The organism is Planctomycetaceae bacterium (genome assembly GCA_041398785.1).
In the GTDB taxonomy this organism is placed as follows: Bacteria; Planctomycetota; Planctomycetia; order Planctomycetales; family Planctomycetaceae; genus JAWKUA01.
In genome coordinates this window covers 108,285-120,983 of sequence record JAWKUA010000009.1, presented here as the reverse complement: position 1 = coordinate 120,983, position 12,699 = coordinate 108,285, and the positions used below count along the sequence as shown (strand labels likewise).

Annotated in this window: 6 protein-coding genes; 3 read left to right on the top strand and 3 right to left on the bottom strand. The window is 61.5% G+C overall.

What is annotated here, in order from left to right; translation table 11 throughout:
- Positions 1-423 precede the first annotated feature (423 nt).
- The 3 genes from R3C19_12535 (at position 424) to R3C19_12525 (ending at position 8,779) form a co-directional block, all read left to right on the top strand.
- On the top strand, positions 424-2,988 hold the full coding sequence (locus R3C19_12535; GenBank protein MEZ6061184.1) for a TolC family protein: 2,565 nt from the start codon (positions 424-426) through the stop codon (positions 2,986-2,988).
- Positions 2,989-3,235: 247 nt separating this feature from the next.
- Positions 3,236-5,143, top strand: coding sequence for a translocase (locus R3C19_12530; protein ID MEZ6061183.1), 1,908 nt, complete (start codon positions 3,236-3,238; stop codon positions 5,141-5,143).
- Positions 5,144-5,377: 234 nt separating this feature from the next.
- The gene (locus R3C19_12525; protein MEZ6061182.1) at positions 5,378-8,779 is read left to right on the top strand and encodes a peptidylprolyl isomerase; all 3,402 of its coding nucleotides are present in this window, start codon (positions 5,378-5,380) and stop codon (positions 8,777-8,779) included.
- 82 nt (positions 8,780-8,861) lie between these two features.
- Here the strand turns inward: R3C19_12525 and R3C19_12520 are convergent, their stop codons facing one another.
- The 3 genes from R3C19_12520 to R3C19_12510 all read right to left on the bottom strand — a co-directional run bounded on the left by R3C19_12520 (position 8,862) and on the right by R3C19_12510 (position 11,984).
- Positions 8,862-9,317: a hypothetical protein gene (locus R3C19_12520; protein MEZ6061181.1), complete on the bottom strand. Its 456-nt coding sequence runs from the start codon at positions 9,315-9,317 to the stop codon at positions 8,862-8,864.
- A 320-nt stretch (positions 9,318-9,637) separates the two neighbouring features.
- Complete coding sequence (locus R3C19_12515; protein MEZ6061180.1) at positions 9,638-10,603, bottom strand: phosphatase PAP2 family protein; 966 nt, start codon at positions 10,601-10,603, stop codon at positions 9,638-9,640.
- 241 nt (positions 10,604-10,844) lie between these two features.
- Entirely contained in the window at positions 10,845-11,984 is a 1,140-nt protein-coding gene (locus R3C19_12510; protein MEZ6061179.1) for a YbdK family carboxylate-amine ligase, read from the bottom strand.
- Positions 11,985-12,699 lie beyond the last annotated feature (715 nt).

The following is a 12,699-nucleotide window of genomic DNA, read 5'->3' as shown; positions in this document are numbered from 1 at the left end:
AGGTCCGGACCGTCTGTGCGCCGGGCGCGCAGGCAAACCGGTTTTCCACGATTCAAAGCTAGGCCACGGTCCGCGTTGTGAACTCATTTCACCCTTCGGTCCGAGCGCGGATGATATTTCCGAAGGTTCCGACACGATGTAATCCGGCAACACGTCGCCATCGGCAGATCTGTTGCGACCATTGAAGACCCGCGGCGGAGACGCTCCGTCGGCGCGCTGCGCGAGGGATTTCACTCAGCGCGGCTGGGTTCTTCCGGTCGGAAAAACCCGCAAGCGCCCGCGACCTCAGCGCACCGCGCCGGATTTTCTGGTTCCTGCGGTTCGATTGTGACGAATGTCCGAATGGGAACGATCTGCGCGATTTGTGCGCGTCGCGTCTGGCGGGATGACGCCGGACCGCACCCCGATCGGAATCACGTATCCTTGAAACTTCATGTGGGCGGCATGGGAGACGGTTCAAACAGTTTGTCGTGCGACAGCGACAGCCGGCCGACAGCCCGCGCGCGACTCCGCGACGGATTGCTGACGAACATGCGGCAGTCGTCAGGCGTGCGCGCGCTGCTTGCCGCGGGAAGCGTGTGCCTCGCCGCGACGCTCGTCCTGCTTGCTGTTGCGGACGATCTGCGCGCCGTCGACGACATCGGCCAGGCTGCCGGCAATGCCTCCTTCATTCGACTGCAGCCGCCTCAGTTCGGCCACGCACCACCTCGGGCGGAACTTCAGGCTCCGTCGTTCTACAGCGGCAAGACTGCGGCTTCCGTTCAACGCCAACCGCAGCGCCGCGATCAGACAACCGGTAGCGGCGGGGTCAATGTTCGAACGGCCACGTTTCAAAACGGAACCGGTTCGACAGCGTCACAACCACCCATCCGTGCAACCGGCCACGGTTTCACGGGTCACGGATTTACCTGGAATTCGCCGGCGTCCACGACGCTGATTTCACCGGCGTCGGATGATCCGTCGATCGGTGCGGAGAATTTCTTTTCGGCGTCGTCAGATCCATCGCAATTGGCCGTGCTGACCACGACGTCCGCAGTCCGCGGTCAGTCACAGCAGCCGACACTTCAGGAACCGCCGCCGCAGTTTTCGCCAACGTATTCGGGTCGCTACGCCCCGCCACTTTTGCATCAGCGTGCAATTTCACACCCGGTTGCACCGTCGTCGGTTTCGTCGTCCGCCGTCGAGGCATCGTCGGCACCGGGACCGATTCGACGTCAGCCGGCTTCAAGTCAGATTTCGTATGGGCACTCCGTATTCACGGCGGGCCCGGGTCTGTCTCGTTTTCGAGCGACCGTGGAAAGCGATGCCGCGATGTGGATTTCGCCCTACACGCAGCGAGCCGACGCGGCGGGCGATTCGGCCGTGACGTCGGTTGCCATCCCAACGGTGCCGCAGGTTCCCGCGACGTATTCGCCGTGGTGGGACAACGCCGTGCGGTCCGGAACGGGGCTGACTTCGTCAACGCTGCCCGTCGACATGTCCATGCTGCTGCAGGATGCGCTGCTGTATTCGCCGCAGGTGCTGGCGATCAAGGCTGAACCGGAAGTGCTGTATCGCGTTATCGGACAGGAAGTCGCCAACTTCGACTGGTCGACATTTCTGAGCGGCGTGTACAGCAACCTGAACGATCCGGTCGGCAATACGCTGACGCTGGGACCGAACGGCCAGACACGGCTGCTTGACGAGAAATTCAACTTCGCCGCCGGCATCCGCCAGAAGAACCTGCAGGGCGGTGAGTTTTCGGTGGCTCAGAAACTGGGTCACGAAACACAGAACTCGCAGTTCTTTGTACCGCCGCATCAGGCGACCGCGCGACTGGAACTCAGCTATCGTCAGCCGCTGCTGGACGGAGCCGGACAGGCGGTGAATCAGAGTGAAATCGTGCTGGCCCGAATCGCGGCCAACGCGTCGGAAGACGATGTCGTCGGGTCGCTGCAGGATCATCTGCTGAAAGTGACCGAAACCTACTGGACGCTGTATCGCGCGCGAGCGGAGTTTTTTCAGCGGCAGAAACTTCTGCAGTCGGCTCAGCGAGTTCTGCGAACACTGGAAGGCCGCAATCAGGTTGACACCGTTCCTCGCCAGATTTTGCGAGCCAAAGCTGCCGTCGCGCAGGCTCAGTCGCGCATCCAGCGTTCGTTCGCACGAATTCGCGACGCGGAATCACAGCTTCGACTGCTGGTGAATTCACCGGGAATGCTGAATGTCGGACAGACCGAACTGCTGCCGCTGGAAGCTCCCGGCATGGTCAGCGACCCGTCTCCGCTGCGGGAGTCGCTGCAATACGCGCTGATGAATCGGCCGGATATTTCGGAAGCCATTCGCCGGATGCGCGCGGCCGGCGTTCGCCTGGGAGTCAGCCAGAACGAACTGCTGCCGCAACTGGATCTGATCGTAACCGCCTACGTCGCCGACCTGGCAGGCTTCGATGAACTGGGGACCGCGTACTCGAACCAGTTCACGGACAACCGTCCGGGCTATACCGTCGGCCTGGAATTTGAAGTCCCGATCGGCAATCGCGCTGCTCGAGCCCGCTACGAACAGCGGCAGTGGGAACTGCGGCGAGCCATCAACGTCTATCGCGCGACGGTCGAAAAGTCGCTGACTGATGTGGAAATCGCCCGCCGCGAAGTCGCCACCGCGTTTTCCGAAGTTCAAAGCCGGTACCAGGCGATGTCCGCCGCTCGGGACGAAGCCGAATACCTGCAGGACCGCTTCGACGTGCTGCCGATGGTGGAAGATTCCGCCACGCTGCTGCTGGAAGACCTGCTGGCCGCCTACGAACGGCTGGCCGACGAAGAAAGCGCTTTTGCTCAGGCTCTGGCGGACCACGCGGTGGCTCTGGTGCGGCTGAAAAAGGAACAAGGCACGCTGCTGAGAAGCCGCCACTCACTTCCGGACGTTCCGGAATCCGAACAGCGGTGGATGGACGGGCGTCTGCAAACGGTCACCGATGGCGAAACCACGATTCTGCCTGCCGAAGAGTAACTTGACGTCATTCCCGTCATTCCCGCGCATGCGGGCACGCTGTTGACCCCGTCGTGGTTCTTTTGCGAGCTGTTTCCGTTCCGCTGGGTTCCCGCCTTCGCGGGAATGACGGAACGCCTTCGCGGGAATGACGGCGTGAGCGGGGATGGCGGTTCAGCGAAATCTCTCGTGCTGTGCTGTGTCGCCGTCCACCACAGAATCGAACTCATACCGTCAGCAATGAAACCGAAGTACAAGCGAACGTGTCATGTTGCCCGCAACGAAAACGTCACCGAAAACCGCATCGCGACGGCGCTCCACGTCGGAGCCATCGGTTGAGCAACTGGTTGCGGAAATCCGCGAACGCGCTGAGTCGCTGGCGCGGCATGCCGCCGCAGATGAACTGATTGACGAAGCGAACCGGCTGCGAAGTGAGCTGTCCGGAGATCAGTCCGTGACGCGTCCGGAAATCCTGATTGCCGGGCTGGCGCTTGCCACCGAAGCACTGCGACGCAGTCACAATGTTCAGTTGTACGATGTTCAGATTCAGGCTGCTGTGGAACTCACGCGCGGCCGGGTTGCTCAGATGCAGACCGGAGAAGGCAAGACCTACGTCGCGATCGCTGTCGCCACGCATCTTGCTCTGGCTGGTCTGGGTGTTCATGTCGCCACGCCGAACGCGTACCTGGCCGAACGCGATTGCCGGCTGGCGACGCCTGTTCTGGCAGCGCTGCAGATGACGGCCGGGCTGCTGCCGGAACGCGTTGAGGCGGCTCAGAAACGTCCGGCGTACGACTGTGACGTGACGTATGCCACCGGCAACGAATACGGGTTCGACTATCTGCGGGACCAGTTGACGCTGCGTCAGGAAGCCGGCGGGGAACTCGGCAGCGGCGTATTGCGGCGTCTGAACAATCCCGATCCCGACCAGCGCCGCACGATGCAGCGCGGTCTGGTGTTCTGCATTGTTGACGAAGCCGACAGTGTCCTGATTGACGACGCGGGTTCTCCGCTGGTGCTCAGCATCGCGTCCACAGGTCCGGCGCCGGATGAATCGGTCCATCGAGCGGCCTGTGATTTCGTCGGTCAGCTTGAACAGCCCGTTCACTTCCGGATCGATCCGGCCAGTGGTCATGTCGCTCTGACGGAAACGGGCCTGACGCGCTGTTACCAGGATGATGTCGCCATCCCGTCGGCGCACCTGCTGCGGCCATGGACGCAATACGTGGAACAGGCTTTGAGAGCCAGATATCTGTTTCGGCGTCACGTGCATTATGTGGTCGCTGATGACGAAGTACGGATCGTGGATGAATCGACGGGGCGCATTTTCGAAGACCGTTCCTGGCAGGACGGGCTTCACCAGGCGATCGAGGCCCGGGAAGGTCTGCCCGTTTCGGCGGAGAAGGAAGCTGCGGCCCGCATCACGCGGCAGCGGTTCTTTCGACTGTACCGCAACCTGTGCGGCATGACGGGCACAGCCATCGGCTGCGAACAGGAATTCGCTGCCGTCTACGGAAAAGCCGTGGCGGCGATCCCGCTGCGAGTTCCGTCAGCGCGTGTTCTGCTGCCGACGCGATTCTTCGCGACGGCCGACGCGAAACGCGATGCGATTCGAAACAGCGTTGCCGAGCAGGTCGCTTCCGGAAGGCCGGTGCTGGTCGGCACGCGTTCCATCGTCGACAGCGAAATTCTGGCACGACTGCTGGACGACTGCGGTATCCCGCATGAACTTCTCAACGGCCTGCAATCGGCTGAGGAAGCGGACGTCGTCGCCAGGGCCGGTCGCAGCCGTTCGGTCACGATCGCGACGAACCTTGCCGGGCGCGGTACGGACATCGCTTTGGATCCCGCTGTTCGCGAACACGGCGGTCTGCACGTGATCGTCGCCGAATGTCAGTTGTCGGGCCGCATGGATCGGCAATTGATCGGCCGCTGTGCCCGCCAGGGTGACCCCGGATCGGCACAGACGTTTGTGTCGGCGGAAGACTCGCTGCTGCAGCGCTACGGACAATGGCTGGCCAGCGCGATCGTTCGAGACGCGGGTCCGGATGACGAATCGCCGACGGACTTCAGTTCGTACGTCGCCCGAGTCCAGGCGGCGGCCGAACGAGCACAGTTTGTGGCGCGACGGAATCTGCTGCAGCACGATGCTTCCCGCGATTCCCTGTTCGCGTAGGGGCGGTTCGCGGGCAGCACGCCGCGGACAATCGTCACAGCCGGACCGGCGGGCGTGCGCAGATTCGCCATGTTTCCCAGGTTGCAAATTGCGGGTCACTGCGCCGCGGCGTTAGAATTCCGGGTAATTCACGTCGACAAGGCGGTGAGTCCACGCTTCCCGGCCTCCATGAATTCCGGGAATCCGCTGTTCCGCCACGTTTGCCAGAACCTCCAGGAAGGTTATTTGCCACCCATGAATGTTGCACATCTGTTCTCGCGCGGCCGGTCGCGCCGCGGCTCTTCGCGACGTTTTCGAGCCCGCTCCGAGCGATCATTGCCCGTTTCGCGTCTTCAGCGGCTGGAAGATCGAGTGCTGCTGGCAGGAAACGTGATGGCTCAGTTTGTCGGCCGCGACGCCGTGCTGCATGGCGACATGTCGGACAACTCCGTGGAGATCATCGTTGATTCGGGCAATGTCATTGTCCGCGGACTTGACGGGACCACGATTAACGGCGGTGACACCGACTTTGTGCTCGCCACCGGCACCGATCGCCTTCGTGACGACATGCGAATCTTTCTGGGCGCGGGTAATGACCGGCTGGTGATCGGCAACGGCGTGATTGTGTCGGACAACCTGACGATCTGGGCTGGCGTCGGGGACGACAGCGTCGCGCTGAGTGATTCCACGGTCGGCGGCAACGTCACGATCTTTGGGCTTCCCGGCAACGATACGATCAGCGTGCAGAATTCGTCGATCGGCGGCGACCTGGTGATTCATGGCGGAGCCGGCAGCAACCTGATCAACGTCAGTGATTCGATGATCGGGGACGACGCGCGGATTCACGGCAGTTCGTCGGCGGACGACATCGTCATCACAGGCACCACGATCCGCGACAATACGCGCGTGTTTGCTTACGGCGGCAGCGACAATGTGGTGATTCAGAATTCGACGCTGGGCCGCGACCTGTCGGCATTTGCCGGCGCCGGGAACGACGTTCTGATGATCAGCAACAGCACGGTCGGTGACGACGCGCGTGTGTTTGCGGGCGCCGGAAACGACAGTGTCGTTTCGCAGGCATCCACCGTGCGAGACAAGCTGCGAGCGTTCGGCGGTGCCGGCAATGACGGAATCTCCCGGGACGCCGCCAGCACTGCACGACGCGCGCGTGTTCGAAACTTTGAACTCTCCACCGTGGCCGACGCCATCATCGCGGCTCGGATTACTGATCCCGTGACGGGAGCCCTGGCGCGAGCGGCAGCGGCGGTCGCGGCGTTCGACCCCGGCCTGACTCTGACCGTCGATAACTCGACGGTGGCCGAAGACGGCGGGACAGGTGTCGCCACGGTCACCATCGAACGCAATACCGATACGACAGCGGACCTGGTCGTGAATTTGACGTCGTCCAATGCCGCGCGACTGGACCCGGCTTCCGCAACCGTCACCATTCCCGCCGGCCAGACGTCTGTGACGGTCGACCTGAATGCCATCGACGATTCTCTGATCAACGGTGACGCCACAGTGACGATCACCGGAACCGCAACCGGCGTGAATTCCGGTACCGTTGATGTGACCGTGACGGACGACGAAGCACCGGCGCTGACCGTCGATATCCCCGTCGCCTCAGTTTCGGAAGACAACGGCACCGCTGGCAACGCCGGAACCGCCAGCACCGTGACGGTCACAGTCAGCCGCGATTCCAATACGGCCGACGCTCTGACGGTGAACCTGACATCGTCGGCCACCGGTCGGCTGACTGTTCCTGCGACGGTGATAATTCCCGCCGGACAGTCGTCGGCCACGTTTACGGCGACCACTGTCCCGAATACGACCGCTGACGGAAACGCCAGCGTGACGATTACTGCTTCCGGCACCGGATTCGTCAGCGGTTCGGACACGATCACCGTCAACGACAACGATTCGTCGTTGTCACTTTCCGTCAGCGTTGCGGATGCCACGGTTTCAGAGGCCGACGGTGCCGGCGCGACATCCGTCACGATTACGCGCAACGTCGCATCGGCATCGCCGCTGACGGTGTCGCTGGGATCATCCAGCACGTCCCGGCTGACGGTTCCCGCCACGGCCACGATTCCCGCGAATCAGACGTCGGTGACGGTTGACGTTGCCACCGTCAACAACAACGTGGTGGACGGCGACGCCCTGATTGTGATCACTGCAACGGCATCCGGCGCGACGCCCGCTCAGGCCAACATCAGTGTGACCGACGACGATGTCGCCAGCATCGTGCTGGCACCGTCGTCCAACTCCGTTGATGAAACCGATGGTTCACTGACGATGACCATCACGCGCACCGGCGCCACGACGGCGGAGGAAACCGTCAGTCTGACGTACTCGGCCGGTGCGAAGATTTCCGGTCCCTCGACAGCGACGTTCGGCACCGGCGTTTCCGAAGTCACCGTGATGCTGACGATTACCGATGACCAGAACTTTGACGACGACACGGTCGCGACCATCACCGCGACGACCCCCGGTCATCCCACGGTGTCGACCAACATCACGGTGGTCAACGACGAGATCCTGTCTCTGACGTTCGACAATTCCGCGAACACGACCGTTCAGTCGGTGGGCACACTGATCACGAAGGACCAGACATTCGTCGTGGCCGGGACGACCGCCCCCGGTGCGACCGTGGCCATTGATTCGAATGCCGACGGCAACTTCGACGACGGCACCACCATCGCGGCTCCCGACGGGACGTTCACGATGAACGTGGTCCTGTCGAACAATACGACAAATCACGGAGCTAACTCGCTGAATGTCCGCTCCCGGCTCAGCAGCGGCGACGAAGTCTTCAACGCTCTGAAGGTCCATTACGCAATCGGAACGGTTGTTCGGTTCGACACGAATCAGGACCTGAACCAGGATTCCGTGATGGACTTCTACGACGTGGAACTGCTGGACACGGATGCTCCCATTACCGTGGCCAACTTTCTGAACTACGTGGATTCCGGCCGTTATCAGGACATGTTCGTGCATCGTTCTCCCGCGGATTTTGTGATTCAGGGCGGCGGATTCACGGTCAGCGGTGGCGCGATTTCGAACGTGCCCACGTTCCCCACGATCCAGAACGAGTTTCTCGAGGCGAATTCCAACCTTCGCGGCACGCTGTCGATGGCTCTGCCGGCCGGAAACATCAATGCCGGCACAAGTCAGTGGTTCGTCAATGTGGTGGACAACACGTTCCTGGATCGCAACAGCGCCACCGACACCAGCGTTCATACCGTCTTCGGACGCGTGATCGGCGACGGCATGAACACTGTCGACGCGATCAACACACTGGTCCCGTACAACCTGACGGGTGCGACAGGAGTCTCCGCTCTGGGAGAAACTCCGGTCAGCGTCCCACCGATCGAAACGCTGACCGGAACCGCGACCGTCGCGGCCGGCGGGGCTGCTGTGACCGGAATCGGCACGCTGTTCACCTCCGAACTGGCCGCCGGCGACGTCATCACGATTGGCACCGATCAGTTTGTCGTCGGCAGCATTCAGTCCGACACGCAACTGACTCTGCAGCTCAGCAGCGCTCAGCTCGGACATGTCGCCTACACGAATGCCGCGATTGGCGTGATTGTTCAGCCGCCGGACGCTGACTTCGTGATCTTCAGCAATATCGGCGAACTGCTGAATACGGTGTAAAGCGCCGAGCGAGACAACCGGGCGAAAAAAAAGAGCGGGCATCGCCGCGGTGACGATGTCCGCTGTTTGTCGGAACCGGCAGCTACCGCGGCTTGCTGCGGAACCACTTGAAGGTGTCGCCGGAACCGATTCTGCGGTGCGCATGTCCGTCCCGGCACTCACGGTTGCGGCAGCATTCTCTGGCCAGATAGACCAGCCGTTCCAGCGTGGATCGATGAGCAAACTTCAGCCGTCTCAGGTCATCGAAACTCAGGATCGGGAAGTCGGCCACGCGAATCACTTCCAGCATCTCATCGGCGTCCATTCGGACAATGTCATCGGTCGACAGCAGCGCCACGGTATGCGGTGTGTAACCACGGTGTTCTGCTTCGGCAGCGTCGCAGCCCGGCAAATCCTGGAACGTCAGGCGGGCCTGCCTGGCGACCTTCGGCCCTTCCAGCAACAACATTTCGGCCCGGTATGGCTCGGCGGTGGTCCTGGCGGAGAACCGAGGACGTGGCGGTGGCGCAGTCTGCGCACGGACTTGTGGCTGTGGCATGACATCCTCCCTTGTTGAAGTCATCGGAGCGTGCGACGAAGAGCCGTACGGAAAGTTGCCGCGATTCAGAACAGCCCGGTTCTGAAACGGGACTTCCGGCTCCACAGCAGAACACGCGGCACCGGGGATAGCCGAGTCCGGTGTCACTTTTGCCATGGCCCGGCGACACACCACGGATCGGACAGGATTCCCGGAGAGGGGATCGTGGCGAGACGCCGGGAACGATGTCCCATGCGGTGCCAGCCATTCTCCGGCTTCCGGTGCGATTGCCAATCGGCCGAATTCCGCGTTTCGGCGTCGGACAAACTCGCATGGCGTCGTCAGGGATTTGCCGAATGGAGCTGTGGGGATTTCTCTGACGCATCGCGAGTCAGCAGCCGCGCTGCGGCGACGGCTGCCGCGGCAGTCAGGAGTCCTCCGGCGACATCGCTGCCATAGTGCCAGCCGGTCGTCATTGTCGAAGCGGCCACGGCACAATTCAGCAGCAGCATCGGCACGAACAACCAGCGGTAGTGCCGAAACCCAAACGCCAGCAGCACCGCCCAGGTTGTATGAAACGACGGAAACGTGATCAGCCCTTCCAGATTCGACATCGATACCACCGGAAACTGCTGCGACCTCAGCGCGCGGAAGTGGTCCAGAAACCGCTGCTGGTCGGCGCGCAGCTCGTAGCCATAGGCCGCAAACGGACCTTCCGCCGGAGTGACGAAGAACACGACGCTGGTGATCAGTCCCGCGATCATGAACGTCATCACAAAGTTCTGCAGGCGCTTCACGTCGCGGTCGCAGCCCAGCACAACGATCGCCAGCAGCGTCGACGGCAGCACCGACGCATAGGACATCGACAGCCACCACTGCAGGTTTGGATGCCGCCGGCTGAATTCGACAATGGACGGCAGGTGAATTCCCATCGCCGCGTCGAACTGGATCAGTTGTCCGTCAACCAGAGCTGCGTTCAGCGGCGTTCCGGCATACGTCAGAATCGTCAGGAACAGATTGAAGACGACCATGAACAGGAAACCGGTCAGCAGGTTCGCGAACTGCGGAATCCCGCGGTTGTCGAACGCCACCGCAAACGGCAGCAGCAACGCCACAGTTCCGACCGCGGCGCCGCAGGACAGAAAATCCAATTGCATGCCGTGTCGAATCAGCAGAGCAAATCCGGCGGCGGCCGTAACCAGGATCAGCCAGACTTTGACCAGGCTGTCATGCGATCGCAGCACCGAAATCCGCATCGGCGTAGCGGCGGGCGCGGCGGATCTGCTGCTGATGACGGCGGTGCTCATGCCGCAAGCCTATGTTGCAATGCGGCATCACGTCGCGAAAGTCCCGTCAATCGCAACCGGACCAGCGCTCGGTTATGCGGCGCGTGATGGTTGTCCGGCGGATGATCTTTAGCAGCGCGGTCATTCCCGTGCGGACAAAAGGCCAGGATCGCCCATCCGAATTCCCGGCTGCGAGGAAATGAAAGAGTGGTACGGAATCGAAAGCCGTCTACGTCTCGCTACCCGACCTGTCTCTCAATCCTCAACTCCCCTGCCAGCAGTTGTCCTGCAGCATTCTGCGGACCACTTCCTGGCGGCTGCCGGTAGCGTCGTAGATCTGAAGTTGCTGGCGGCTGCCCGTGTTTGCGGGCAGGGAGGATACCGACAGCAGTTCCTGTTCGCAGTCCAGCAGCCGAGCCGTGGTCAACAGCCGCGAGACCAGTTCGTCCACGGCCTGCTGGACGGATCGCTGTCGGAAGTCGGATGTACTGACCAGTTGCGCGTCGGCTCCGAACCGGATGGCCCGCCATTTGTTCTGCTGCACCATCATCGGATGATACTCCGACTGAAACGTTCCGTGTTCGATCTCCCGGGAGATCGCGACGACCAGGCACTGAATCAGGGCAGTGATCGCCAGCACCTGATCCAGATTCGGTGGCATGTCGCAGACGCGGATTTCCACAGTGCCGAAGTTGTGGTGCGGCCGGATGTCCCACCAGATTTCGCGAATTGTGTTGATGAAACCGGTCTCCACCAGGTGATGAATCAGCCAGACGTATTCGGAATAATTTCTCATCTGATGGGGCAGTCCGGCGGTCGGCAGTCCTTCCATGATCTTGGAGCGGTTGGAATGCAGACCGGTGTTGCGGCCTTCCCAGAACGGCGAATTGGACGACAGCGCCAGCAACAGCGGCAGATGCTTCATCATGCGCTCACAGACCATGATGGCCTTGTCGCCGGTGTCGACGCCGACGTGAACGTGCAGGCCGAACGTAACCAGCCGGCGAGCGACGTCCTGCATGAGTTCCACCAGGCGGAAATACCGTTCATCCACGGTCACCTGCTGATCGCGCCATGACGAAAACGGATGCGTGGCCGCCCAGAACAGCCGCAGTCCCAGCGGATCGATCGCCGACTGCACGACATCCAGCTTGCGCCGCAGATCCTCACCGACCTGTCGCACCGTCTGGCAGACGCCGGAATTGATTTCCAGATAGCTTTGCATCAATTCCGGTTTGACAACGCCGCGCATGTCGTCCGGCAGTGCGGCCAGCACCTCGGCAATCGAACTCCGCAGCGCGAAGGATTCACTGTCAACGAGCTGCAGTTCAATCTCGACTCCCAGCGAAGGAGATGCATTCGGCGTAAAGCGAAGCGTTGAGTCGGAGGAGTCCGGTTCCATCAGCGGTCAACCATTTTGGCAGGAATGAAGTGGCGGCGTTGTCCGGCGGACACAACCTATTCAGCGGACGGCGCGGAGTCCAGCAGCAGCGAACGATTGCGCGTGCGGGACCCGAATGGAAGTTCTCAACCAGTGGATTTCGACTGCCGATTCGCGGAGACGTGTTTGATATCCCGATGCTTCAATTCTTCCGGAAAGCAATCAACTGTAGCGGCTTTGAGGCGAGAATGGATGTTGGTCCGCAAATGACGAACGGCACCACACCTGCCGAATGGTCCTGCATGAAGAGAGGAGCTGAACGATGGCCCAGATGGCATTTCAATCGTGGACTTCACGTCGCGGCGGTTCATCTCTGGGATTCGCAATTCGCGGAATACCAGGATGCAGCACAACGCAGGAGTTCCTGTTTGATCCACTGGCCTGCATCTGGGGTCCGCCGGCAGATGCCGGGGTCAATTCCGGCATTTCGCCTGACGGTGCGCTCCGCTTTTCAACCAACCTGCCGCACACTTCCGACCTCCGCCGCTTGCGCGACGAACCCGACCTTGAGGTTCGATTCAAGCTTCAGATTCCGGCGCACTACGGCCTTGCCAAGTTGTGGTTTCGAATTCTCGGAGGCCCGAGATTCGCCGACCCACGAATCGTCTTGGTTGAGTTCGACGCGGCGACCGAACTTGGCGGTGAAACGGCGTTTGAACACAAGCTGGCATGGGAT

Bases quoted from the DNA above. Each gene is read 5' to 3' on its own strand.
- R3C19_12530 (MEZ6061183.1), top strand. From the start codon at position 3,236: ATGTTGCCCGCAACGAAAACGTCACCGAAAACCGCATCGCGACGGCGC.
- R3C19_12525 (MEZ6061182.1), top strand. From the start codon at position 5,378: ATGAATGTTGCACATCTGTTCTCGCGCGGCCGGTCGCGCCGCGGCTCT.
- R3C19_12520 (MEZ6061181.1), bottom strand. From the start codon at position 9,317: ATGCCACAGCCACAAGTCCGTGCGCAGACTGCGCCACCGCCACGTCCT.
- R3C19_12515 (MEZ6061180.1), bottom strand. From the start codon at position 10,603: ATGAGCACCGCCGTCATCAGCAGCAGATCCGCCGCGCCCGCCGCTACG.
- R3C19_12510 (MEZ6061179.1), bottom strand. From the start codon at position 11,984: ATGGAACCGGACTCCTCCGACTCAACGCTTCGCTTTACGCCGAATGCA.